Origin of the sequence: Psychrobacter sp. Pi2-1 (assembly GCF_904846645.1) — a bacterium.
GTDB lineage: Bacteria > Pseudomonadota > Gammaproteobacteria > Pseudomonadales > Moraxellaceae > Psychrobacter.
On sequence record NZ_CAJHBO010000005.1, the window covers coordinates 122,516 to 148,623 of the forward strand.

At 43.3% G+C, this 26,108-nt stretch carries 22 protein-coding genes; 7 read left to right on the top strand and 15 right to left on the bottom strand.

Features of this window, described 5'->3' with window-relative positions; all coding sequences use genetic code 11:
- The first annotated feature begins 118 nt into the window (after window positions 1–118).
- On the top strand, window positions 119–1,000 hold the full coding sequence (gene tsf, locus JMX91_RS04780; protein ID WP_057758434.1) for a translation elongation factor Ts: 882 nt from the start codon (window positions 119–121) through the stop codon (window positions 998–1,000).
- A gap of 170 nt (window positions 1,001–1,170) precedes the next feature.
- On the opposite strand, the gene JMX91_RS04785 is transcribed toward tsf, so the two are convergent.
- The 4 genes from JMX91_RS04785 to hflX form a co-directional block, all read right to left on the bottom strand.
- A complete protein-coding gene (locus JMX91_RS04785) occupies window positions 1,171–1,977 on the bottom strand; it encodes a lytic transglycosylase domain-containing protein (protein ID WP_201547935.1) in 807 nt (268 codons plus the stop codon).
- A 485-nt stretch (window positions 1,978–2,462) separates the two neighbouring features.
- On the bottom strand, window positions 2,463–3,152 hold the full coding sequence (locus JMX91_RS04790) for an LrgB family protein (protein WP_101204237.1): 690 nt from the start codon (window positions 3,150–3,152) through the stop codon (window positions 2,463–2,465).
- A 16-nt stretch (window positions 3,153–3,168) separates the two neighbouring features.
- Window positions 3,169–3,603: a CidA/LrgA family protein gene (locus JMX91_RS04795; protein ID WP_201547972.1), complete on the bottom strand. Its 435-nt coding sequence runs from the start codon at window positions 3,601–3,603 to the stop codon at window positions 3,169–3,171.
- A gap of 373 nt (window positions 3,604–3,976) precedes the next feature.
- Window positions 3,977–5,404 carry a ribosome rescue GTPase HflX gene (gene hflX / locus JMX91_RS04800; RefSeq protein WP_201547936.1) on the bottom strand — a complete coding sequence of 476 codons (1,428 nt, stop codon included), beginning with the start codon at window positions 5,402–5,404 and terminating at the stop codon, window positions 3,977–3,979.
- Window positions 5,405–5,710: 306 nt separating this feature from the next.
- Here hflX and JMX91_RS04805 point away from each other — a divergent pair, with 306 nt between their 5' ends.
- The gene (locus JMX91_RS04805; protein WP_201547937.1) at window positions 5,711–6,511 is read left to right on the top strand and encodes a lysophospholipid acyltransferase family protein; all 801 of its coding nucleotides are present in this window, start codon (window positions 5,711–5,713) and stop codon (window positions 6,509–6,511) included.
- Window positions 6,512–6,695: 184 nt separating this feature from the next.
- Here JMX91_RS04805 and JMX91_RS04810 read toward each other — a convergent pair whose 3' ends face one another.
- Both JMX91_RS04810 and JMX91_RS04815 read right to left on the bottom strand, forming a co-directional pair.
- Window positions 6,696–7,736, bottom strand: coding sequence for an aldo/keto reductase (locus JMX91_RS04810; RefSeq protein WP_201547938.1), 1,041 nt, complete (start codon window positions 7,734–7,736; stop codon window positions 6,696–6,698).
- A 101-nt stretch (window positions 7,737–7,837) separates the two neighbouring features.
- The gene (locus JMX91_RS04815; RefSeq protein WP_201547939.1) at window positions 7,838–8,335 is read right to left on the bottom strand and encodes an FKBP-type peptidyl-prolyl cis-trans isomerase; all 498 of its coding nucleotides are present in this window, start codon (window positions 8,333–8,335) and stop codon (window positions 7,838–7,840) included.
- 192 nt (window positions 8,336–8,527) lie between these two features.
- Between JMX91_RS04815 and JMX91_RS04820 the strand changes: the two genes are divergently transcribed.
- Genes JMX91_RS04820 through JMX91_RS04830 form a run of 3 tightly spaced genes read left to right on the top strand, consistent with a single transcriptional unit; the run spans window position 8,528 to window position 10,830 of the window.
- Window positions 8,528–9,196: a DUF1294 domain-containing protein gene (locus JMX91_RS04820; protein ID WP_227679277.1), complete on the top strand. Its 669-nt coding sequence runs from the start codon at window positions 8,528–8,530 to the stop codon at window positions 9,194–9,196.
- Between the two features lie 20 nt (window positions 9,197–9,216).
- A complete protein-coding gene (locus tag JMX91_RS04825) occupies window positions 9,217–10,008 on the top strand; it encodes a hypothetical protein (RefSeq protein WP_201547941.1) in 792 nt (263 codons plus the stop codon).
- Window positions 10,009–10,026: 18 nt separating this feature from the next.
- A complete protein-coding gene (locus tag JMX91_RS04830) occupies window positions 10,027–10,830 on the top strand; it encodes a hypothetical protein (RefSeq protein WP_201547942.1) in 804 nt (267 codons plus the stop codon).
- Window positions 10,831–10,959: 129 nt separating this feature from the next.
- Here the strand turns inward: JMX91_RS04830 and lspA are convergent, their stop codons facing one another.
- The 4 genes from lspA to JMX91_RS04850 form a co-directional block, all read right to left on the bottom strand.
- The gene (gene lspA, locus JMX91_RS04835) at window positions 10,960–11,616 is read right to left on the bottom strand and encodes a signal peptidase II (protein ID WP_201547943.1); all 657 of its coding nucleotides are present in this window, start codon (window positions 11,614–11,616) and stop codon (window positions 10,960–10,962) included.
- The gene (gene ileS, locus JMX91_RS04840; RefSeq protein ID WP_201547944.1) at window positions 11,609–14,467 is read right to left on the bottom strand and encodes an isoleucine--tRNA ligase; all 2,859 of its coding nucleotides are present in this window, start codon (window positions 14,465–14,467) and stop codon (window positions 11,609–11,611) included. The genes lspA and ileS overlap by 8 nt, the downstream gene beginning before the upstream one ends.
- Window positions 14,468–14,917: 450 nt before the next feature.
- Window positions 14,918–15,466 carry a protein disulfide oxidoreductase gene (locus tag JMX91_RS04845; protein ID WP_201547945.1) on the bottom strand — a complete coding sequence of 183 codons (549 nt, stop codon included), beginning with the start codon at window positions 15,464–15,466 and terminating at the stop codon, window positions 14,918–14,920.
- 199 nt (window positions 15,467–15,665) lie between these two features.
- Complete coding sequence (locus JMX91_RS04850) at window positions 15,666–17,303, bottom strand: carbon-nitrogen hydrolase family protein (RefSeq protein ID WP_102094613.1); 1,638 nt, start codon at window positions 17,301–17,303, stop codon at window positions 15,666–15,668.
- Between the two features lie 535 nt (window positions 17,304–17,838).
- Between JMX91_RS04850 and JMX91_RS04855 the strand changes: the two genes are divergently transcribed.
- Window positions 17,839–18,468 carry a BLUF domain-containing protein gene (locus JMX91_RS04855; protein ID WP_201547946.1) on the top strand — a complete coding sequence of 210 codons (630 nt, stop codon included), beginning with the start codon at window positions 17,839–17,841 and terminating at the stop codon, window positions 18,466–18,468.
- Between the two features lie 116 nt (window positions 18,469–18,584).
- Here the strand turns inward: JMX91_RS04855 and JMX91_RS04860 are convergent, their stop codons facing one another.
- Entirely contained in the window at window positions 18,585–20,021 is a 1,437-nt protein-coding gene (locus JMX91_RS04860) for an FAD-binding oxidoreductase (RefSeq protein WP_201547947.1), read from the bottom strand.
- 336 nt (window positions 20,022–20,357) lie between these two features.
- Here JMX91_RS04860 and serA point away from each other — a divergent pair, with 336 nt between their 5' ends.
- Complete coding sequence (serA, locus tag JMX91_RS04865) at window positions 20,358–21,584, top strand: phosphoglycerate dehydrogenase (RefSeq protein ID WP_201547948.1); 1,227 nt, start codon at window positions 20,358–20,360, stop codon at window positions 21,582–21,584.
- Window positions 21,585–21,733: 149 nt separating this feature from the next.
- On the opposite strand, the gene JMX91_RS04870 is transcribed toward serA, so the two are convergent.
- The 4 genes from JMX91_RS04870 to metX all read right to left on the bottom strand — a co-directional run bounded on the left by JMX91_RS04870 (window position 21,734) and on the right by metX (window position 26,022).
- Window positions 21,734–22,807: a rhodanese-related sulfurtransferase gene (locus JMX91_RS04870; RefSeq protein ID WP_201547949.1), complete on the bottom strand. Its 1,074-nt coding sequence runs from the start codon at window positions 22,805–22,807 to the stop codon at window positions 21,734–21,736.
- Between the two features lie 259 nt (window positions 22,808–23,066).
- Window positions 23,067–23,648, bottom strand: coding sequence for a tetratricopeptide repeat protein (locus JMX91_RS04875; RefSeq protein ID WP_075107830.1), 582 nt, complete (start codon window positions 23,646–23,648; stop codon window positions 23,067–23,069).
- A gap of 413 nt (window positions 23,649–24,061) precedes the next feature.
- On the bottom strand, window positions 24,062–24,670 hold the full coding sequence (gene metW / locus JMX91_RS04880; protein ID WP_057758464.1) for a methionine biosynthesis protein MetW: 609 nt from the start codon (window positions 24,668–24,670) through the stop codon (window positions 24,062–24,064).
- Window positions 24,667–26,022, bottom strand: a complete 1,356-nt coding sequence (gene metX / locus JMX91_RS04885; protein ID WP_227679283.1) for a homoserine O-acetyltransferase MetX — start codon at window positions 26,020–26,022, stop codon at window positions 24,667–24,669. Before metX ends, metW begins: the two co-directional genes overlap by 4 nt.
- Between the last annotated feature and the right edge of the window lie 86 nt (window positions 26,023–26,108).

Below are 26,108 nucleotides of genomic sequence, written 5' to 3' on the forward strand. Positions count from 1 at the left end.
TTAGTAATCGTTCAAAACGAGCTGTCTGCTAGATTTTAAGTAATACCAAGATATCGAATAGAAATACAGCATTTAGAAATACAGCACTCCTATACATAACTATACTAAGGTGACTCTTATGACAGAAGTAAAAGTATCTGCCAAAATGGTAAAAGAATTGCGTGACCGTACTGGTCTTGGCATGATGGAATGTAAAAAAGCGTTAGAAGAATCAAACGGTGATGTTGAAGTTGCCATTGATAACCTACGTAAATCTGGTCAAGCTAAAGCAGCTAAAAAAGCGGGTAACATCGCAGCTGACGGCGCTATCATTATCGCTCAAGGCGAAAACAAAGCATTCTTGTTAGAAGTTAACTGCCAGACTGACTTCGTTGCAAAAGATGACAGCTTCACTGCATTTGCAGAAAAAGTTGCTAACCTTGCATTAGAAAACAACGTAACTGACGTTGCTGCTATCTCTGAATTGTCTTATGGCGAAGGTCAGACTGTTGAAGAAGCACGTGTATCACTAGTACAGAAAATCGGTGAAAACATCCAGATTCGCCGTGTTGAAACACTTGAAGGTGCTAACATCGCTGCATACCGTCATGGTCTACGTATCGGTGTAGTTGTATCTTTTGAAGGCGGCGACGCTGACACTGGTAAAAACCTTGCTATGCATATCGCTGCATTCAACCCTGTTGCTGTAGATGATGAAGATGTTGCTGCTGACGTATTGGCACGCGAAAAAGACATCATCGAAGCGAAAGCTCGTGAGTCTGGCAAGCCTGACAACATCGTTGAAAAAATGATCGAAGGTGGCCTACGTAAGTACCTAGACGAAGTAACTTTACTACGTCAGCCATACGTTATGGACAACGACAAAAAAGTTGGTGAAGTCCTAAAAGCTGAAGGCGTAAAAGTACTTGGCTTCAAACGTCTAGAAGTTGGTGAAGGCATCGAGAAGAAGCAAGAAGACTTCGCTGCTGAAGTTGCTGCAACTCAGGCTGCTAACAAGTAAGCATCATATAGTATTGGATCAGCTGTGAGTCCTTAATTGTGACTCACAGTTTGGCTTTATCACTCTTAATGTATCAAGATATAAAGCATCACGATATAAAGCGTCCAGATATAAAAAAGCCCATTAATTCGTTAATGGGCTTTTTTATGTCTGACTTTTGGATAACTGGCTTAGCGTAAAGCCGCATAGGCTGAGTTGGCATAGCTGGCACTATTCACATTGCTGCTGGTGCCATAACTGACATTTTGTAAGCCATTACTTGTACTGGTGCTACTGGTTTGATTGTTAGCACTGATACTTGCACCAAACAGTCCGGCATCGTTTTTATACAGGCTATGATAACGGCTCATTACTCTTTGAACATAGTTACGTGTTTCTTTGAATGGAGGGATGCCACCGTATTTATCGACATTGCCTTCACCCGCATTGTAGCCTGCGACAGCATGTTCGACATTATTATTGAAACGGCGCATGAGCCACGCGATATATTTGGCTGATCCTTCGATATTATCTGCAGGGTTCCAAGGGTTGCTGACATTGAAACGGCGCGCAGTCGCAGGCATTAACTGCATCAGGCCTTGTGCGCCTACTGGTGAGCGTGCGTTTGGATTAAAAGCTGATTCAGTGTGCATCATCGCTTTCATAAGGGCAGGGTCAACACCATTGCGCTCAGCGGACGCACGAATGTAGCTGTCGTAAGAGTTGCGACTTCCGCTGTTGCTAGCGGCGCTGCTACCATAGCTATCGCTACTTCCGTCATACATCTTAGAGTCTTTATAATAAGTTACTTTTACTTTTTTCGTAAACTTATCAAAATTTCCACTAGGATTGACGTTGGTCAACAGTACTTGTCCACCTTTGTCTTTGTAGATATACATGTTGCCTGCATTGGCAGCGACAGAAAAAGTCGAAAGAGCCATTGCACTTAGTAAAAGGGGAGATAAGCAGCGAGTCATCAAAGTAGCCGTATTTATCATAGTAAAATCACTTTTTATCGAATAACAGCAAATTATTTTGCCTATATATGCATTGATTTAGGCGCTTAAGCGGTTACTGATTTTGCAGAATTATTTAGCCCACTGTGAGGACAGCAGCTGAGCAATTATCACTTTCAATAAGGAACCACTTGCAATAGATACAAAAAATAATAGTTGCTTACTATAACATATAATAACTTTTTGGCGCATCAGATTGACAAACTAAGTTGTAAGATCAGATTTCTTTTATTAAATAACCTTAGATAAATCAATATGCTAACTTTTTTAGGTTACTTAATGAGCCATTTGTAGTCGGTTTTTTCGTTTATGAATTCAGATAAATAAAGTGTCTCAATTTTTTAAGAAATAATAATGACATTTGAATAGTCGAGGTGATTTTTAATTTAAAATTAACAGTAGATAAGCCTATTAATGGTTAGGTTTTTAAAAATATAAGAATAGTGTAGATAGACTTTTAGTGATGACTAGATACCGATAGCACTGATGAAGATAGGCACCCAAACCGCAGTAACCAACCCGTTCACTGCCAAGCCAAATGCTGCATAACGTCCAGCTGTGTGACTGATTTGCCAAGCTTCTACTGTACCAAACGCGTGAGCTGCTAACCCCAGTGCTAGACCTTTAGCACGGTCATCATTGATACCGCGGAACAAAAATCGCGCGACCGTACCACCTATCAGACCTGAGACGATGATAATTAGGTTAGCCATTGCCAATGGTGCTTTGATTAAATCTGCGACACTCAAGCCAATCGGCGTCGTCACAGAACGGGTAGCGAAAGCCAATAGGGTCTCATGACTGAGCGAAAATAAATAGGCCAGTGACATAGGCAATAATGCCCCAACGACACTAGCAATAGCGACAATTAGGGTGAGTTTTTTGACTGGTAAGCCTTTAAAGTTCATCGCCGCCAATGGCACAGCCAGAAGTACTGTGACATATCCCAACAGATGGTCAAATACAGGTTTTGCCGCGCTGTAATAGTTGTTGTAATCCCACTGCAGTACAAATAGGAAAACAAGTACTAGAACAAGTGCGGTAATGACCATCGGTAGCCATGATAGTTTACGTGCCAATACACGTGCAATTACATGTGCTGCTAATGTCAATAATATTGCGGCTAGGGTTGCCATAAATACGCTGTCAAAAGTCATAATATCTCTCCGCAGCTCACGGCTGTCCCTTTTGCTCAGTGGTAGTCGTACTATCAGTGTTTGTAGCGTGATTGAGCCAACGATTGGCCAATAATGCTAGTCCCCACAGTGGTATGAGCGTACTAACGATCATCGTTATCATCACACCCAATAACTCATCTCCTAGAGCAAATAGCAACAAACCTGCGCCAGCAGAAACTGGTAAGAAGGCAAAACCACTATCGACTAGTAAAGTATTACTGGCCTGTGTGAGCCAGCTCGGTAATCCCTTAAGCAATCGCCACGCCATCAAAATAACAAACATCGCAACCAAACCGGCAATATTGGCCGCTTTTTCGATGCCTGCCATTTGACAGAGAACAACCGCCGTTTCTCGGACTACGATAACCATGGTCAACGTTAGAATTAACGCAAGCCATAGTGGGAGATGGGGAGAGTGAGCAGGCTTCATAAGCAGTTCTGGCCAAGTCAGATATAAATGGATGGTGTATAAAACAAAGCACATGATCGCACCAAGAACACAACGTAGAAAATGATGCTATAAATACTGATAGTAGCAATGATTCACTTTTAAAATATTAACGCTATCTATCAATATTTGTTGAATGTATAACAGGCGATTATATAGAGAGTGGGGCAACTAATAAAGCCTATGCACTGTGACTCATCATATCCAAAAAAAATAGACGATATCAATGGATATCGTCTATTCTATTTTAACGTACTATATAAGGGTTTGTGATCTAACAGTATGAATCAAACGTTCATTCGATTACTGCCGCAAATGACTCACTTTAACAATAGCTCTTATTTTACAGAAACGATTATTTTTCTGAATCAGCTGTTTCTGAATGTAATGCATCAAACTCGTCAAACGCCTTTTCTTCAGCCTCTGTCATGGTTGGCTCTTCAACGTCATTAACTTTTTCAAACTCTTCGAGTACTGGCATCAGCAATGTTGCTTGTGCCAGCGGCAACACATCGATAGGTTTTAAGTTGGCTTGACCCAGTAGCTGTCTTAAGCGGTCACTTGGCAAACGAATCGTCAGACATTCACGACCCGTATCGTCATAGCTTTCTTCTTCAATAACACCCAATTCATATAGAGTGTTTTTGAACTGTCCAGCATCATACGGCAAGGTCAAATCAAACGTCGTCAGTTTACCTGTCAGCAGTTGCTGTACGGCAAGCGTTAGCTCTTCCATGCCTAGATTCTGTCTAGAAGAAACATAGACGCGGTTTGGCTGACCTTCGCTAGCATAGCCGATATGTGCAGGCTCATCAGTCAAATCAATCTTGTTGTAGACATTGAGCACAGGTACATCGTTATCGATTTCTGCCAATACTTCTTTAACCGCCTGAATCTGCTCGTGCATATCTTCGCTAGAAGAATCAATGACGTGCAATAACAAATCTGCTTCTAGAGTTTCCTCTAAGGTTGCATGAAAAGACTCAACCAACTCATGCGGCAGATGACGGACGAAACCAACCGTATCAACCAAGACGACACGACCAACTCCCTGCCAGTCTAAACGGCGTAGAGTAGGATCTAGCGTCGCAAATAGTTTGTCAGCAGCGTAGATATTTTCATCGACCAAACGATTGAACAAAGTAGATTTGCCCGCATTGGTGTAGCCGACCAGTGAGATGGTTGGCACATCAGATTTTTGGCGACGGGCACGCCCTTGCGCACGGGTCTGACGGACTTTTTCTAGTTTGCTCTTTAGCTGATTGACACGAGTCTGCAATAGACGGCGATCGGTCTCAAGCTGGGTTTCACCCGGTCCACGCAGACCAATACCACCTTTTTGACGTTCCAAATGCGTCCAACCACGTACCAGACGCGTTGATAGATGGTTAAGCTGAGCCAGCTCTACTTGGAGCTTACCTTCGTAGGTACGGGCACGCTGCGCAAAAATATCCAAAATTAAACCAGTACGATCCAACACGCGGCACTTCACTAGTGCTTCGATATTACGCTCTTGTGATGGCGACAAGCTGTGGTTGAACAGTACGATGTCTGCTTCGTGTTCGCGTACCAACTCTGCGATTTCTTCTGCTTTTCCGCTACCAACGAAGTATTTGGCGTCAGGGCGTGAGCGTGATCCAGTGACTAGTGCCAAACGATCGGCACCTGCTGAATCAGCCAACAGCTCAAATTCACTAAGATCGTCAGGATCTTGAATTTGGCGGATGTCTAAATGTACTAAAATGGCGCGTTCGCCACCTTCATGTCTTTCAAAATAATCCAAAGAGTATCACCTATTTAATAAAGTAAATGTCTCGCTATAATCAGCTCAAGAAGCTTTGACGTAGCGTTCATATGATTATCTATATATGGTCTTATCACTTGATATTAAAGCGTATTAGCATAATTAGCGATGGTTTTATGTTACAGCGTTTGCTGCGGATAATTTTTTATAAATCTGCTTTATTGCGCGTTTGTATAAAAGTCGGCACTCACTGAGTGAACAAGCTATCACTGAGTGTGCTAACTTTGCTATACTGAGCTCGTTTTTTGACTATTAAACACCCGTTATTTAATCATGAGGGCGAAGATGAGCCAAGCTAAATCAAGCTTTTCACTCAGACGACAGTTGAGCCGAGGCCGTCAGGTTGCTGGTATGACCACGACCATGGTCGGCGGCATACGCGCGGCGAAGCGTATCGGTGCATTTAAGCAGCCACCACGCGAGACCCTACCGCGCTATATCCAGACATTCTGCCGCAAGATGGCAGGCTCTTTTGGGGTAAAAGTGGTAGAAGTGGAACCTGTAGAGCAGTTTCATGGCTTATGGGTATCGAATCACGTGTCATGGATGGATATCCCTGTCGTTGGTACTGTGAGCCCAGCGTTCTTTTTATCCAAGGCTGAAATCGGTGAATGGCCTGTATTTGGCAAACTTGCCCATGCCGCAGGGACGCTTTTCATCGAGCGTGGATCCGGTGATGCAAGCTCAGTATCGGCACAGATTGCTGACTTTTTAGCCAAAGGTTTTTCGATTATTTTCTTCCCTGAGGCGACGACCACTAGTGGTAAAAAAATAAAGCGCATTCATGGGACACTCCTACAATCAGCCATAGACGCTGATGTGCCTATCAGACCAATCATCATCGCTTATGTTGATAAAGATGGCACCTTGAGTGACGCACTACCATACTATGGCAAACTGACCATGAAAGAGAGCATGAAAAAAGTGCTTGATAGCAAAGATGTCACTGCTTATGTCTTACCATTAGCACCGATCGATCCAAAAGGCTGTACTAAAAGTGAGCTGACCAATGTATTGCAGGCACGTATGCAAGAAGGCTTAGCAGAGCTGCATTCAAGAGTCCTTAGCACACCAGCGCAGGACTGATAGACCTGTACTACCGATTGCTTGTAGTGTTTGTAACGCAGTCTAGCCAATAAGCAGTCTAGTCAATAAAAAGGCGCAAATCGCGAGTCATATGACTACGATTTGCGCCTTTTTTTGTCAGTGCTCATAGGGTTAATGCAATATCATACAGTAAATACTATCAGCACTTATGTTCTCTAATGAACTATGGTGATGGGTTAGGCTGCTGCGCATGTACCGCTTCAATAGCCTCTAAAACGTCTGCGGTCAGCTCTACATTGACACTATCGATGTTTGATTTGAGCTGTTCGGTCGTCGTGGCGCCAATGATGTTACTGGTGACAAAGTGACGAGAGTTCACAAAGGCTAATGACATCTGTGCCATATCTAGACCTGCCTCAGCGGCTATCTTGGCATATTGCTCAGTGGCTGATTTGGCCTGCTCATTCACATAACGCCCGAAACGATCATACATCGTCAGACGCGCACCAGCTGGACGTTTGCCATCGAGGTATTTACCAGACAATACACCAAAACCAAGCGGTGAATACGCAAGTAGACCAACATTCTCACGATGGGCAATCTCAGCCATATTAACTTCATACAACCGGTTCAACAAACTATATGGGTTTTGTACGGTAATGGGGGCAATCAAGTCGTTTTTATCCGCTTCCCATAAGTAGCGCATGAGACCCCATGCGGTATCGTTAGATAAGCCATAAGCACGAATGCGACCTTTTTTGATCTCGTCATTCAGCGCCTGAATGGTCTCTAGAAAGGGCGTTAAGTCATCTAATGACTGCGCTGCCATGTCCTCTGTATAGCCGCGCTGACCAAAAAAATTTGTTTTACGCTCAGGCCAATGCAGCTGATAGATATCGATATAGTCTGTCTGTAGACGTTCCAAATTACCATCGATAGCGCTACTGATATGCTGCGCGTTAAAGCGCGTTTGACCATCACGCAAAAAATCCATGGGTGATATTTTGCTAGCAAGAATGACTTTGTCACGCTGTTTGGTCTTGTTAAACCAAGTACCCATAAAGCGTTCGGTATCGCCTTGTTTGTCTTTGTCTGGTGGTGACGGGTACATCTCGGCGGTATCCCAAAAGTTCACACCTTCACTGAGTGCCATGTCCATTTGCTCATGTGCTTCGGACTCAGTATTTTGCTGTCCCCATGTCATCGTGCCTAGACAGATTTTAGATACTTTTTCATCGAGTTGCGGTAACGTTTGATACTGCATATAAGTCTCCCTTTTGGCTGTTTTTTATCAATATTTATTTTTATCGTCGCTAGTTTTTATCTTAGTTAATGTCTAACGAGTTTTTGATAGTCTTTAAGTGACTACATCAATTTGATACCAGTGACACCGGGCGGTGTGACTTTAAATATTTTTACTTTGAACAACACGTCTTGTCCAGCAAGCGGATGATTAAAGTCGACTTCGACTTGATCATCATCGATGGCACTGATCGTACCGGGCAGCGTATTTTTGCCTTTATCTTCGAACTCAACCATCATGCCAATTTCTGGATTGTCAGCGACTAGCGCAAACTGAGTACGGCTAAAATGTTGGATGTTTTCAGGATTCCACTCACCAAATGCTTGCTCTGGCTCAAGGTGTGCGGTACGAGTGTCACCGGCGCGTAGATTCATCAGTACTTGCTCAAAACCAGGTAACAAGCTCTCATCACCAATGGTCAAAGACACAGGTGCGTCACGATTAAAGGTTGAGTCGATGATGGTACCGTTTTCTAGTGAAACTTCAAAGTGCAGCTTAACAAAGCTACCATGAGCGATACGAGTGTCTTCGTTTGGGTTAATAAATTGAGATTGAGTCATAATAAAAAGCCATCGGTTGTTAGAATAAAAGAATAGAAAATGCTGCGTTGGGTTGCAGTCTCTTTAGTTGCAGTAATTACAGTATTATAGTGTAAGAAATAATAAGCCATCTGCGATTAGATGTAAGCGTCAATAATGTAACGCATATGGTGTACTATAACTGGCAATTCTAAAAGATATGAGGTGTCGGTGGTGAATAAACAACAAGGCACTGTCAAAAAATGGCAGGATGATAAAGGGTTTGGCTTTATCGAAACCGAAGCAGGGGATTCAATCTTCTTTCACGTGAGTGAGTTTAGAGCGCAGCGCCGTCCCAATGTTGGCGAGCAAGTCGTCTTTAGTATCGGACAAGACGATCAAGGGCGCAGGCGAGCCAAACAAGTACAAGAACTTGGTTTTGTGCAGCAAAAAATGGCACAAAAAAATAAACAGATCCGTCAACGTAATGCCAAACGTAGCGCGCAAGCGGAGTTTGAAGCAGGACAAAAGAAACGCTCGTTCCTTGGACTGGCTTTTTATGGTGTTTTAGCTCTATTGTCAGCGACAGGTAAACTGAGTTGGCTAGTGGTCGGCTGGTATGCTGCACTAGGGTTAATCACTTATATAATGTATGCCAAAGACAAAGCTGCTGCCCAAAGTGGCGACTGGCGTACACCTGAGTCTACATTGCACGTGCTGAGCGCGCTTGGCGGTTGGGTAGGCGCGCTATTGGCTCAGACGTATCTGCGTCACAAATCACAAAAGCCTGAGTTTCGCGTCACCTATTATTTGACAGTCATTGTGAACATGGCAGGGTTATTGTTTTTATTAGCAGGTGGCGGGTTAGAGACTGTCACTGATTTACTATCAGAGTTGCTATAAATGAGAACTAAGACACAAATATGGATAACGTGATTATGAATACGTCAGGATTTGTCGGTGGCACGTTGGTGGATACCAATAGAGGATTAGTACCGATCAAAGATATTAAAGTCGGGGATATGGTTTTATCTAGAGATCAACATAATGCGGAAGGTGAGCTAGTCTATAAGCCAGTACTTCGTACTATAATTACTGAAGATGTACCTGTGTTTTTTGCTACCTTTACACCTGAGTCTGTAGACGACTTACCATTCGAACAGCAAAATAACTTTGATCTATACGTTGATGTGCTTTGTACGGCTAGTCATCCAGTGTGGATACAAAATAAGGGATGGGTTAAAGCCAGTGACATAGAAATGGGAGATATGGCAACATTACAAAGTGGTGAGCCTACTTTCTGTGAGATCGGAAGTTCTGGAGAAATCTTAGAGCCTATTTTTAAAACAGAGAACATTGAAGTAGGTTTTATACCAAATCTGTCTAGTCAAACTAATGATGGCAGGTTTATTAACTTATTAACTGGTAAATCATTATCACATGGTGGATATGATCCAGTTTTTAAGAAACTTTTCATAGAAGATTCGGGATGGAAACAACGACTATTAGAGCAAACCCCTGTAGAGTTAAGAGACAATGCCGAGTTTTATAATTTCCGTACAGGCTTTTGGCAAGAGGGTGCAGGCATTGACTGGGCGGAAGGGGAAGGTCCGGTTACCACTACGGTATATAACATTGAGGTAGCAGATACTCATACTTACTTTGTCGGTGAGCAGGGGTTGTGGGTGAATGGCGATAATCCTGACAAGACATAATTTCGGTGAATGAATAATATGGATAAAGATTTTTCAGGTTTCACTGCTGGCACTTTAGTACATACAGAAACAGGGCTAGTACCAATAGAACAACTAAAAATTGGTGATAAAGTGTTGTCTAATGCAGCTAATGGCTCGGGTGAGCTGATTTACAATAGGATAGCTCGGACGACAACTAATGATGCATCAATTTTCATGATGTATTTTAATACTTATGTAAATCCACAATTAAATTTGGCAGATAGAGTTAATCTAAGACGTAAGTTAAAGAAACAACAGATATTGCCTGAGCCTCTATTAATGACAGCAGATCATCCATTTTGGACACAAAATAGAGGTTGGGTGAGAGCAGATAAATTGAACGCTCAAGATATCTTAGTGACTAAGGATAATACTTATTTTACAACTGATAGTGGAGGTGGGTATGACTATAGATATGAAGGCATAATACCTATGTATCATGCAAATAAAGAAGGATATGCTTATCAGGTAAGCTTTGGTGATGAAACAGGCGAACTCAAAGGATCATACGTTAATTTATTAACAGGAAGGTATGAACTTTATACAGATCCAGCACCAACATGGATAAATAAATTGTGGCAAGCTGACTCAGAATGGGAGCAACGCCTATTAGAACAAACACCTGAAGACGAACGTGAGCATGCTGAGTTCTTTGGTTTCCGTCAAGGTGAATGGAAAGATCCTGATACCATAGATTGGGCAGAGGGCGAAGGTCCTCTTACTATGACGGTATATAACATCGAGGTCGAAGACACGCACACTTACTTTGTCGGTGAGACTGGTATTTTGGTGCATGAATAGAAATTGTACCAATGGGGCAAACTGATATACATATTCAATCGTCAAAAATAGACAAAAAAAGGTGGGTTACGATTACGTAAATCACCTTTTTTATTTATAAATTGACTTAATGTCTCTAGCTATAGATGGTTATGACCGTGGCATTTCACGCTTTTTTTCCAAAAATAGCATATCAATGACAATCAATAGTACACCGATAGATATACCGATATCCGCGATATTAAAAATCGGATAATGCCAAACATCAGCATAATGCACATGGATAAAATCAATCACATGACCATGTAGTAAGCGGTCGATTAAATTACCAACTGCACCGCCCAATACTAAGGCTAGACCGAAAGATAACAGCGTGGCTTTGCGCGGTGCTTTAATCAGATAAATGATTAGAAATAGCGACATTAGTAACGCCAGTCCTGAAAAGAACCACTTCTGCCAACCACCAGCATCCGCCAAAAAGCTAAATGCCGCGCCGTAGTTATAAGCCAATGTCCAATTGAGAAATGGCTCAATTACCGGCACTGGATCATGAAAGGTCAGTTTGGTTTCTGCCAACCACTTGGTCCACTGATCGATAATGACAATAACCAATGCCAATATATACCATACAAGCGCACGACTGCCATTGGCCACCAGCTTTGGTGTCCTATTTGTTGACTTGGTCAGGCGACTTCTAGGCGTAGTCGAGCTACCTGTGGTTGCATGAGCAGGCTTAGGCGAATGGTCAATCTCAACCTGCGGCTGCTGGTCACGCTGGCTTTCAGGCGAATCAGTTGGGTTAGGCATAGTAACGCACCTCGCCATCACCACTGACGTTGGTCACGCAGCGCGCGCATAGTTCAGGGTGTGCGTTATCTGTGCCGATGTCATCACGGATGTGCCAGCAGCGTACACACTTAGTACCAGTAGCCGCACTGACTTGTACGACTAAGTCGATAACTTCATCTGTACTCTCTGCGGTCGTATCGTTTGTCTGCTTACTATCAGCAGGTGCTTCGCTCATTGGCTTTAGTGCAGCGTTACTAGTAATCAATACAAAACGTAGCTCTTCATCAAGCTTAGCTAAGCTCTCATGCATAGCACCGTCAGCGTATAGACTTACGTCGGCAGACAAGTTGGCATTGATGATTTTTTCGCCACGTGCAGTTTCGATATGCTTGTTTACCATATCTTTTGCGAACATAATGCGCTGCCAGTCATCATTACTGATGGCGCTTAGCTCAAACGCTGGGAATTCATACCATTCTTGAGTGAATACATAGCCACCTTTATCAGCCTCACGTTGGTTCAGTACTTCCCATGCCTCTTGCGCCGTGAATGACAAGATCGGTGTGATCCAGCGAATCAATGCATGAGTGATATGGTAGATAGCCGTCTGCGCAGAGCGACGAGGCTGACCATCCGCCTGCGTGGTGTACTGGCGATCCTTGATAATATCTAGATAGAAGCTACCCAAATCTTGCGAGCAGAACGCCGTTACGTGCTGCGTGACTTGGTGAAAGTCCATCGCATCATAAGCGCTAATGATTTGCGCTTGTACGGTTTGTGCGCGCTCAATGATGAATTTATCAAGGCTAACCAACTCATTGATGTCAATGCTGTCAGTAGCTGGGTCGAAGTCATCGGTATTGGCAAGTAAGAAACGCAGAGTATTACGGATACGGCGATATTGATCTATTGCCCCTTTAAATGATGCTTTACCAGCGCTCATCTCATAACGGTAATCGCTAGACGCAATCCACAGACGCAGCATGTCAGCGCCTGTTTTATTAATCTCTTCTTGCGGCGTGATGATATTGCCCAGTGACTTACTCATCTTGCGACCGTTTTCATCGACCACAAAACCATGGGTCAATACTTGCTTAAACGGTGGGCGCTCATAAATCGCTTCTGACGTCAGTAGTGACGTCTGGAACCAGCCGCGATGCTGATCAGAGCCTTCTAGATACATGTCAGCTGGGTTGGTCAACTCATCACGTTGATCAAGGACAGCGAAATGCGTCGTACCTGAGTCAAACCAAACGTCTAACGTATCAGTTGCTTTGTCATAGTCAGCAGCTTCACTACCTAAGAAGTCTTCACAGCTAGCATCAAACCACGCTTCTACGCCGCCTTCATTGATTTTCTGTGCTGCAGTTTCCATCAGCTCCAGCGTGTTTGGATGCAACTCGCCTGTTTCTTTGTGCGTAAAGAAAGTAATCGGCACGCCCCATGTACGCTGACGTGAGATACACCAATCAGGACGACCCGTCATCATTGATTCGATACGGTTTTGTCCCCACGCTGGCGTCCAACTTACTGATGGAATATCAGCAAGCGCGCGAGCACGTAAGCCTTTAGTTTCCATGTTGATAAACCACTGAGGCGTAGCACGGAAAATGATTGGCGACTTATGACGCCAGCAATGCGGATAGCTATGCTCAATTTTGGTATGGCTGATTAGATGGCCATTTTCATGTAGTGCAGCGATGATTTTTGGATTGGCTTTATAGATGTGCTCGCCTGCAAATACAGCAGCGCTATCTAAATAAACGCCCGTACCGCTTACTGGGTTTTCCACTGGTAAGTTGTATTTTAGACCAACGATATAATCGTCTAAACCGTGACCAGGTGCCGTATGTACTAGACCAGTACCACTATCGGTAGTCACATGGTCTCCCAAGATGAGCGGTACTTGACGGTCTTCAATCAGTGGATGCTGGGCATTTAGACCTTCAAGCTCGCTGCCTGATACAGTTGCTAGGATGCCGTTATTTTCTAATTTTAGCTCACTTAACGCAGTTTCGACAAGATCCGCTGCGAGTAGCAGATTGCCTTTTTCAGTAGCAACCACGCTATAGTTATGCTCTGGATGTACTGAGATAGCTTGGTTGGCAGGTAGTGTCCATGGCGTGGTAGTCCAAATAACAGCAGCGATGTTATCTGCGATATCTGCCAATGCGGCTACTTTGTCCGTACCGAGCACATCAAAGCTGACATAGATCGCGTCAGAGACTTTGTCTTGATATTCTACTTCAGCTTCTGCTAGGGCAGAGCTACAGTCCAAGCACCAGTTGACCGGCTTCATACCGCGAGTCACATGACCATTGTCATAGATTTTGGCAAGCGCACGTACGATGTTGGCTTCTTGATGGAAATTCATGGTCAAATAAGGATTGTCCCAATCACCAAACACACCTAGACGCTTGAAGTCTGCTTTTTGCAATTCAATTTGAGTACTCGCATATTCGCGGCATAGACCACGGAATTCGGTCGCAGAAACTTTTTGACCAACTTTACCGACCTTGGCTTCGACTTTTTGTTCGATTGGCAGACCATGACAATCCCAACCAGGGACGTAAGGCGCATCAAATCCTGATAAGGTTTTTGATTTTACAATAATGTCTTTTAGTACTTTATTGACCGCGTGACCCAAGTGAATCTGACCGTTGGCGTATGGAGGGCCATCGTGCAAAATATATTTGGTTGCACCAGCACGCGCCTGACGAATTTTACCGTACACGTCATCTGCTTCCCAAGCAGCTAACCAATCTGGCTCGCGCCTGGCAAGGTTTGCGCGCATCGCAAATGGCGTATCCGCAAGGTTCAGCGTGTCTTTGTAATCTTGGCTTGGTGTGTCAGTGCTTTTATCAGTCATAGAAGGTATCTTTTTAAAAGGTAGGTTTGTGTGTCGGTTCAAAACCGGATACAAGGCTCGATGTTCAATGTAGTTCAATATAGTGCTGAGGTTAATGCTGTGTCGATATTATTCAATTACTAATAGTAGGTATATTGCTCATCATAGTCGGTTTATCAACCATCATGTCAATAAATACCCATTGTCGCTCATTAGTCGGTAAATAGTTACGTCAATAATAAATGGTAACGAGACGATTGCAACATAAAATATGCTAGTAAAAATAATTCAAAAAAATATTTAGATCGGCAGCTATTATATGACAAAAAGGGTAGGGTAAAAAGAGCTGTGCGAGGTCAGCCCAATTTTGTCCAATATCAATCGTTTATCTGTGTCATATATCATTGGTGAAGACATAGCTATAGGCCTTTTACACAATGACTTATTGAAGCATAAAGTACGACTCAAGTGCTAAAAAACAGATGCTAACCATAAGCGCAGTTTCAATGACCATAATGGCTGAATCCCTGTTAGTCCTTGTGTCATCTTACCATTCTCTAATATCACATAGGACGGTGTGACTTGTCCTTGCCAATCTGCAAAGATATTGCCTTGTTGATCATTTATGGTGGTGAAATTAAACTGATGTTGATCGAGGTAGCTGCGTAGCTCTTGGTTTGAGCCTGACTGTACGGCAATAGTGACAACGGGATAGTTATCTGCTGCTAGTTTATTGATGGTGGGCGAAGTAAAACTACAGACTGAACACCACGTACCCCAAAAGTATACCAGTGTAGGACGCTCGTGACTCATCGCTGCTAGATCGATAGTCTGTCCTTGGTAATCGGTCAGTTGCAATTGAGGGTTGGCAGGCATGACAGGTTGTCGCCACCAATTGACCACGCTATAGATCACGACAAACATGAGACCATATAACATTATCGTTTTAAGTATCGAAATGATCTTTCGCTTCGGCTGCTTCTTTGGCTTTACTTCTTTTTGCTCAATATCAGTTGTCATGACATCCGCTTTTTAGTTTGTATATTGTTTTCAGTTATTTTCAAATAATGGCTTATCGTTACTGCTTATCGTTACTGCTTATCTTATCGTGATTGCCTATATGATAACTGCACTAAGAGTGGACAGTAGATAAAAATAAACGGCTGAAAATCAGCCGTGTTATTTATAAAGTCTACTATAAGTGTGCGACGTCAACCTATTATGGCTTTTGTGCTCGGTTTTGTAATGGATCACCAATCAGTACGCTACCTGAATTTTCACGGCGCTGCTCATCACTCAACTTGCTCGCTGGCACTTTGGCCTTGCGCTTCCATTTCAAGCTAAACAAATCATCACGGCGGTCAATCAGGTTATGTACTGAGCCCTCATGACGAACGTGAGTGAGCTTGTCTAAGTTCACATCAGAGAAAAATACCATCTCCGTGTTGGCAGTGGTCTCTGCCATAATCGCATCATGCGGGAACGCAAAATCTGATGGTGAAAAAATCGACGACTGAGCGTACTGAATATCCAAACTCTCAACTTGCGGTAAGTTGCCCACTGAACCACAAATCATCACATAGCATTCGTTTTCGATAGCACGGGCTTGTGCACAATGGCGGACACGTAGATAGCCGTTTTTGGTGTCAGTCCAGAAGGGCACAAACAAGATATCCATGTCATCAAGTGCCATTAAACGTGCAAGCTCAGGGAACTCAACATCATAGCAGACCAAGATGCCGATACGACCCGCATCTGTGTCGAATACTTTGACTTCATCGCCACCTTCGATTACCCAAGCGCTACGCTCATGCGGAGTAATATGAATTTTGCGTTGCTCTTCAACGGTGCCATCACGGCGGCACAGATAGCTGACGTTGTATAAGGTATCGTCTTCGTCCAGTAACGGCATCGAACCGGTAATGACGTTGACGTTATAACTGACGGCTAAATGCGAGATTTCATTTTTGAACCACTCGGTATAACCCGCCAAAAATCGAATGGCAATATTTTGATCGGTTTCTTCGCACAGACCCATCAATGGCGCATTGAAAAATTCAGGTAAGCAGGCAAAGTCTGAGTTGTAGTCAGCCATGATATCGACAAAGAACTCAACCTGTTGCAGTAATTCTTCAGGTGATTCGACTTCACGCATCTGCCACTGAATACCACCGATACGCACTTCAGACTTGCGAGTGTTAGGCTTATAGTCTTTAGGCTCGTAGTAGATGTTTGCCCATTCAAGCAAGGTAGCAAAGCCCTTTGATTGTTTATCATCTGGCAGATAAGCGGTCAAAATACGTTTAACGATAAAGCCGTTAGACAGCTGGAATGACAAAGCTGAGTCGTGAATTTCACGGCTTTCAACGGCATCAATATATTCGCCTGGAGTCAGATCTTTATGGTTATGATAGTTAGGTATGCGTCCACCGGCTAAGATAGCGCGGAAGTTCAACTGTCGGCATAGTTCCTTACGTGCATCATACAGACGACGACCGAGACGGTAGCCGCGATAATCAGGGTCAATGAGTGCATCTAAACCATAAATGGCATCACCTTCTGGATTGTCTCTGATGATTTCTTTTTGCCCAATCAAATCGTCATAAGTGTGCGGGTTTGAAAATTTGGCATAGTCAACGCGCATGGATAGCACGATACCAATCAGCTGATCATGATCAAACAAGGCAATCTGACCTTCAGGGAAAGCATCAATCAAAGTATGAATGGTTGTCTTCGACCACGCGCCACCCAAGTTTACATAGACACGATCCATCAAGGCTTTTAATTGTGGATAATCTTTTTTCTTAATCTCAGCAATCGTGAGGTGAAAATCATCTAGTTTTTCCATCTTACTCATAAGTTTCCTGTTTTAAATAGCTATTGAATGTAGTGTGATCGAATAATGGTGTCATAGCACATTGGTGTGCCGATTTTTGTGCAAAAAAGTAATAAAAACATTCCAATAGGAAGATATTGTCGTTACAATAATTTATTGCCGTATTTACAATAGGTTATGTTGATATCTTAGACCGTTTTACTCACTTTATTTAGTAATGATTTTGGCTAACATAGAGGACTAAAGGATAGCGAACGCCGCACTCTATACCACTTTATACCTATTGGGTTTGTGAGCACCGATAAGCGCATAACCCTGCATTATCATTGTACCTGCGACTGTCTTGCTATTTATTATCTCAATATAGAATCTAAATAATATCTATCAGCACCTTTTGTTTTGCTTGTTATCATAGCAAGCTGTATAAGTAATAACAGTCTCAGGTAGTAAATATTTGCTACGTTTTTGTGAGTCAATATCTTCATTTACTTCAGGCATAGTATCGTTTTGCTTGTCATATTTAGCCGTATTTGTTCGGCTGTAGGATCGTTTTATTATGCCCTTAACTCGTAGCAATAGAATCAAAAAATGGGATGAAATAGAAGAATCAGCATTGGTTCAGCTGGTCTATGTCAGTACGTTGACTCTTGGCTCGCGTTTGAGCACTTCTATTTTTGATGAAGTAGAAGGCCACGCACGTAACTACAATCAGCAGCATAACATCACAGGCACGCTATGCTACGGCAATGGTCACTTCTTGCAATGTATTGAAGGCAAAAAATCAGACGTATTTAATCTGCAAGAGCGTATCTTTGTAGATAGTCGTCATAAGAATGTAGAAGTGTTGCTATTACAAGTCATTAACCATCGCAGCTTTGCCGACTGGCGTATGCGCTTGCTGTTTTTAGAGCGCTGGCTATGGTCGCCTGCAACCAAAGAGCAAGCGGCGCAGCTTTCACCATTTTTGCCATTTGCACCGCACGGCTGGTCACCTGATCGTACTGAGCAGTTTTTGCAAATTATCAAAAATTTCGATACCCCGCCACATATCAAAGCAGCGGGCATCACTTACAATGCGTTAGGCAATATGTTCCGCCATATCGCGGCGCCGCATCAAGCATTTTTGATTATTCAAGGGTTTTTGAGTGTCTTGCTAGTTGTAGCGCTGGTACTGTTATATCTATAAATCATGTTTTTTTAAACGTAATTTTGGGTTTTCCAAATATAAAGTTGCAGATATAAAAAAGACGCTAGCCATTAGGTTTAGCGTCTTTTTTTTGAGATAAATCGTTAGCCTATCAATCACATATCAAAAATTTTGCCACGATTCATGATGTTATTAGGATCAAATACCTTTTTGACCTCTCGCAGATAATTGATCTCAGTCTCACTACGGCTGTATTGCAGATACGGCTTCTTGGTCATACCCACCCCATGCTCAGCAGACACTGAACCACCATATTTTTGTACCGTCTCAAACACGTACTTATTGACGACCTGACACTCAGCAAAGAAATCATCTTTATTCATATTCTCAGGTTTTAAGATATTGAGATGCAAATTACCATCGCCGATATGACCGAACCAGCAAACTTCAAAGTCTGGATAGTTGCTGCTGACAATGTGATCAATCTCTTCAATAAAGGTCGGCACGTGACTGATAAGGACAGACACATCATTCTTATAAGGCGTAAATACCGAAATAGTCTCCGAGATATACTCACGTAGTTTCCACAGCTCTGCTGCTTGCGTAAGGTTTTGACTCATCACCCCATCGACAACCCAACCTTGCTCCATACAATGCTCAAATATGGCCATGGCTTTGTCCATGATTGGCTCATAAGGCGCTTCAAACTCTAATAAGGTATAAAACTTGGTACGTGATTCAAACGGCTCTTGTACTTGACCATGTGCCATCAGCTTATCAATCGCTACATCGTCAAAGAACTCGAATGCTGTCAAATCAATTTGTGCTTGAAAGGCAGAGAGTACGTTCATCACATCGTTAAAGCTGTCCATGCCAAGCACCATGACGTTTAAGTCTTGTGGCTGACGTTCAAGTTTGATTTGCGCATGAGTGACAAGGCCAAGCGTGCCTTCACTACCGATGAATAGTTGGCGCAAGTCATAACCAGTAGCATTCTTTACCATGCCGCGATTCAGCTGCAAGATATCGCCTTTACCAGTGACAACAGTTAGCCCCATGATCCATTGACGAGTCATACCATAGCGAATGACTTTGATACCGCCTGCGTTGGTGCCGATGTTGCCGCCTATCTGACTAGAGCCTGCTGAGGCAAAGTCGACAGGATAGTATAAGTCTTTTGATTCAGCGAATTCTTGCAACTGTTGGGTGACGACACCGGCTTCGACTTCAACTATTCGATCGGCAGGATAGAACTGTCCAATCTGGTTCATTTTATCCATGCTAACGACTATCTCGCCATTAGCAGCCACGGCACCAGCAGAGAGTCCTGTACGACCACCGCTTGGGGTGAGGACGACGTTGTGCTCATTGGCAAGCAGTACGATAGTCTGTACTTGCTCGGTAGTTTTCGGAAAGACGATGGCAGCAGCAGCAGGGGCAAAGTGCTTGGTCCAGTCTTTACCCCAATGCTCTAGACTCTCAGCATCGGTTTTGATTTGGCTGGGATCGAATTCATGGTTATCAGTGAGCGTGCTCAAGATGGTTTGCACGGCATTGGTTTCAGATGTGGGCTGAGCGGTAGTTGGCGTCATGGTCAAATCTCAATATTAGCGTAAGCACGATGCTGGGACTGTTTATTATATAGCGAAATAACTATAAATTCAGTGATGAGTCAGCTCGTAGAGGTAATAAGTGGGTGATAATTTCTACCTATAAGAAGAGGTAAGTAATAAACAATTGATTCGAGCGGTTTCAAACAGAATAATTCACTATAGCATAAAAATTTTTCAGGCTTGATAACCAATAATTCATCTAATCTGCTAACATCGGCGTCAAATTTTGTGTAAGATATCGGGACTGTTTTCGTTTCATCCATCATAGATTATCCAACAGGTAATCTTATAAAACAATTATAGGACAGTTCTCATATGGCGTTATCACTACAAAAAGACAAAATCCGGTTTTTATTGCTTGAAGGTCTACATGACAATGCCCTAAAAGTATTGGAAGGAGCTGGTTATCACAACATCGAGAATATCAGTCACGCCTTAGATCAAGACGAGCTGATCGAAAAGATCAAAGATGCTCACTTTATCGGTATTCGTTCGCGCACTCAGCTAACGCGTGAAGTACTAGAGCACGCACACAAGCTTATCGGCATAGGTTGCTTTTGTATTGGTACCAACCAAGTCGATCTAGACGCAGCTCGTGATCTTGGTATCCCTGTTTTTAACGCGCCATTTTCGAACACTCGTTCGGTAGCTGAGCTAGTATTGGCAGAAGCCATTATGCTGTATCGCGGTATTCCTGAAAAGAATGCAACTGTACATCGCGGTGGCTGGGGCAAGTCTGCAACCAACTCACACGAAGTACGTGGCAAGACTATCGGTATCGTCGGTTATGGCTCTATCGGCTCGCAGCTGTCTGTCTTAGCAGAAAGCTTTGGTATGAAAGTCATTTATCATGATGCTGTGACCAAGTTGCCACTAGGCAACGCGGTACAGGTTGGTAGTCTAGAAGAGCTACTATCAACGGCTGACATCGTAACATTGCATGTACCTGATGTACCAAGCACTCGCTATATGATGAAAGCTGAGCAGTTCGCTCAGATGAAAGAAGGCAGCTACTTTATCAATGCGGCTCGCGGTACGTGCGTCGAGATTGATGATCTGGCGGATGCGCTTGAGTCTGGTAGAATCTTGGGCGCGGCTATTGATGTGTTCCCAAAAGAGCCAAAGTCAGCTGACGAAGAGTTTGAGTCACCACTACGTAAGTTTGATAATGTGATTTTGACGCCGCATATCGGTGGTTCAACACAAGAAGCACAGGCCAATATCGGACTAGAAGTAGCAGATAAGTTTGTTAGATACTCTGACCAAGGTGATACGGCGACTGCTGTGAACTTCCCAGAAGTTTCTATTCCGTTCAAAGAAAACTCGCATCGTCTACTACACATTCACAAAAACGTGCCAGGCGTACTGTCTCAGATTAACCGCTTGTTTGCTGAAGCTGGCATTAACATCCTAGCACAGAGCCTGATGACAGAAGGTGATGTTGGTTATCTAGTGATGGATGTCGATTACAATGATTCGACTGCTGCACTAGATCAGTTAAAAGATGTAGAAGAGACTATCCGCGTACGTATCTTATTCTAATATAGTCAATCCACTATAAAGTTGGATTAACTATATCAGGGCTAATAGTTTTGATAGTCACTAAAGATTTATCATAAAAAAAGAGAGGTTCTATTGATTAGAGCCTCTCTTTTTTATTTCACTTCTTTTCTATTGTACTAATGCTAAGTTTAGTTGGCTTTCGTGTTGTTTGCAGCTTCTGCTTGTAGACGCGCTTCCGTCTTAGCGGCTTTACGTTTTTCGATTACATCCATCACATCGCTACCAATATGGGCTTCACCACGCTTCTTCGCTAGTTGCATCTGATGCTCACGCTCACGGAAACGGGCTTTTTGCTCATCGGTTGCCTTGTCGATACAGTGTGGGCATGACTCACCTTTAATATAGGCAGGGCTTTGCATATCATCGACAGTAATCGGCATACGGCAAGCAAAACACTGCTCGTAGCTGCCTTTTTCTAAGTTGTGGTTGACCGAAACTCGATTGTCAAAAACAAAGCAGTCACCTTGCCACATAGAGTCACTGGCAGGGACTTCTTCTAGGTATTTTAGGATACCACCTTCTAAATGATAGACCTCTTCAAACCCTTGCTCGCGCAAATACGCAGTCGACTTCTCACAGCGAATACCACCCGTACAGAACATTGCGACTTTTTTATGCTTGGTTGGATCGAGCTCTTTTGAGACGTATTCTGGAAACTCGCGGAACGTTTCAGTGTTCGGATTGACCGCGTTTTGGAAGGTGCCGATTTGCACTTCATAGTCGTTACGCGTGTCGATCAAAGTGACTTCAGGATCTGAGATTAACGCGTTCCACTCACTAGGTTTGACATAGCGACCAACGGATTCCAATGGGTCGATATTCTCGACACCCATAGTGACGATTTCTTTTTTCAGCTTCACCTTAGTGCGATAAAAAGGTTGTGCGTCAGTATAGGATTCTTTGAAGGTAAACGTACCAATCGCCTCGATACTACGCAGGTAGTCAAGTACGGTATCGATAGCTTGACGCGTACCAGAAATCGTACCGTTAATGCCTTCGCTTGCAAGCAACAACGTACCTTTCACATCGTTATCGAGCATAGTGTTTAAGATAGGCTCACGATATTGCTCAAAATCAGCAAAGCGTGTGAACTTATATAGTGCAGCAACGACGATATTATTAGTTACACTATCGTATACAGGGGCTGAATTGTTGTCAGTTATTACGGTTTCTTTGATATTACTATTTTGAGAGGTGCTCATGTCTTTCTCCTGCTGGCTAGGTCGCAAACCTAGTGCAATGATAATAAAAAAGTAGATAGGTATATAACATTATCTCAATTGTGGAATTGGTTAATGCGCGCGTAGTGTAGCAAATTTTAGATGGGTTTTGAATAGTTTGTATTGCTTGGCTTGCTGTTATGGAAAACGTTCGACCACTGATGAATATGATAAAAAATAAAAAAGCCCAGTAAAATACTGAGCTTTTTTTATATTCAATTCGTAGTACGAAAGTTAGATACTATTTACTCTGGAACCAAGTATCTGCTTTGTTGCGGGCATTAGCGATATCTGCACTTGATAAGTTCAATGCCAACTGACCAATTTTACCGCGTGCTTTGTTACGCACTTTTTCATCTAGCATGCCATCACGGGCAGCCAAATCATACCATTTATAGGCATCGACCAGATTTTTTTGCTTTTCATCTAATAGCGCAAGCGTGTAACTGGCACGGTTATCGCCACGCATTGCAGCTTTTTCTAACCACAGACGAGCTTGTTGTAAGTTAGGCTGAACACCTTCACCGCGCAAATACATAATAGCAAGATTCAGCTGAGCAGGAGCAACGCCTTGCTGAGCCGCTTTGGTATACCACTGGATTGCTTGTTGGGTATTTTGAGCAATACCTTCACCTTTTTGCAAACGCTTGGCCAGATAGAACTGAGCGTGATCGTTACCTTGAGCGGCACGACTAGACAATTCGCTCACAGGCATAAGCTCAAAACGTGAGGTATCAAGCGGTACGTTTGATATTAACTCAGCATTGGCTAAACCAGCACAAGAAAATAATGCAGTAAACAACGCAGCTTTTAATAATTTCATAGCAGCTCCAAAATTAGGCAGTTAATAAGCAAAAAGAATTGTACCGCTAAACATTGTCTCGCTAAAGACAGTCAGACGGCGATAACAATTAGGTGGAATCTTGCGATATGAACTTACCTAATCATTAGCAAAAGGGGGTTGTCATCTCTAAATAAGAGATTTCACCCTAACTGATTAGACAAACGGTCGTAATAGTGGGGCGGCTGACAATATTTTGCTAGCTTAACACCCAAACTTACGAAACTCAAATACTAATTACAAGGTCTCATAGACGTTTGTACTTGATTGTCCTTAACAAAATCAGACAGTTACTAAAAACTTATATTAAGTTAACAATCTATTAAGGTTAATGCCAGTACGTACAGCACTGTTTAGCAGTCTATAAAATATAAAGATAGCTGATGATTTATCGGTTATTTCTTGGTCACTCGGTAGATAGCGACGTCTGCTAATAAATTAGGTGCTTGCCTAATTAACGCCTTCATCAAAGGTGTATGACCTTTTTCAGAATCACTAACCGCAAAACGATTAATAATATGAATATCATGCTGCGCACATAACAGCTCAAAATCTTTGAAAGTACATAGGTGAATGTTTGGCGTGTTGTACCATTCGTAAGGCAGCGCTTCAGAGACAGGCATCATACCTTTAAGCCCTAAATGAATGCGGTTTTGCCAATGCGCAAAGTTAGGGAAGGTAATGACTGCTTCACGAGCGACTCTCAGCATATCAAGCAACAACTCGTCAGGTGCTTTTACTGCTTGTAGGGCACGTGCCATGACGACCGTATCAAAGCTGTTATCAGCAAAGCGCGCTAGACCATCGTTCAGGTCCTGCTCGACAATTGACAAGCCATTACCAATCGCCTCATTGATTTTGTCTTCATCAATCTCTAGTCCGTAACCTGTCACGCCTAGTTTCTGTTGTAAGTGGGCAAGCAGCTCGCCATTACCACAACCTAAGTCCAGTACATGTGCTTGTGGCGCAATCCAGCGCTCTGCCAGTTGATGATCCATTCTCATGAGCGCTCTCCTGTGACTGGGCGGCTAGGGGTAATAAATGGCGCAGTCAAAAATCCTTTAACCGCACCCATGTAGCGAGGAATATCAAACAAGAAAGAATCATGTCCGTGCGGCGCGTCAATATTGATATAGCTGACGGGTTTGCCAGTGGCCATCAGCGCATCGACAATCTCTTGCGAGCGCTCAGGTGCAAAACGCCAGTCAGTAGTAAATGACACGACCAGATACTGGCATTGTGTATGGGCAAAGGCTGCTTTGAGCGCAGAAAGCTCTTGCTGACGATCAGACTCAATATCTTCAATCGTCGTTACTGCATCTTCTAACTCACTCTGTGCCTTGGCTTTGCTAGATTCGACTGACGCCGCGATTGAGTCTTCTATTTGCACTGCCGACTCTGTAGTATCTTTTGCTACGGTTGATGGGTAGTCGCGCGTCGGATCAAAGTAATCTAAGGCTTTGGTCATGAGCAGATAGGTATTGGCATCGAAGTTTTCACTAAAGCGCTCGCCTTGATAGCGTAGGTAGCTTTCGACCTGAAACTCGACATCGTAGCCGTACATAAATTTGCCAGATTTTAAATCACGACCAAATTTTGCTTTCATCGCGTCATCAGTTAAATAGGTAATATGTCCAACCATACGTGCCAATATCAGTCCGCGACGAGGATAAGTGCCTTCTTGTATATAGCGCCCGTCTTTAAAGTCAGGATCGGATAATATAGATTGGCGCGCCACTTCGTTAAAGGCGATATTTTGAGCAGATAGCTTTGGCGTGCTAGCGATAACTACACAGCGTTTTAATCGCTCTGGATAATCAACAGACCATTGTAGCGCTTGCATACCGCCCATTGAGCCGCCGACAATGGCGTGCCAAACGTCAATGCCTAGACGATCTGAGAGCATTGCTTGGGTTTTTACCCAGTCTTTAATCGTGATCAGCGGGAAATCAGGGCCATACACTTGTGGCTCATTGCTACTATTTGCATCAAGGCTGTCCGAACCAACGCTATCAGGGTTAATAGTGGTAGGCCCTGTTGAACCAAAACAGCTGCCGATATTATTGACACATACTACATAGAACTGATTGGTATCAATCGCTTTATTAGGGCCAATCATATTGTCCCACCAGCCTGCTTTTTTATCATCAGCGCTATGGAAGCCAGCTGCATGATGATTGCCCGATAACGCGTGGCAAATCAGAATTGCATTTGATTTGTCGCTATTGAGCGTACCGTAAGTCTCTACCATCAAGTCAAAAGAGGGCAGGGTACGGTTGCATTCTAACGTTAAGGGCTCAGAAAAATGGAAATTCTGAGGCGTAACGACACCCACTGATCCTACAGCACTGTCAATATTGGCTGAGCTATTGGGGTGAGGTTGTGAATCAGGATGCTGGTCACTGGTATTATCAGAGCGTGCGTTCAAAGCTACCTCGCAAG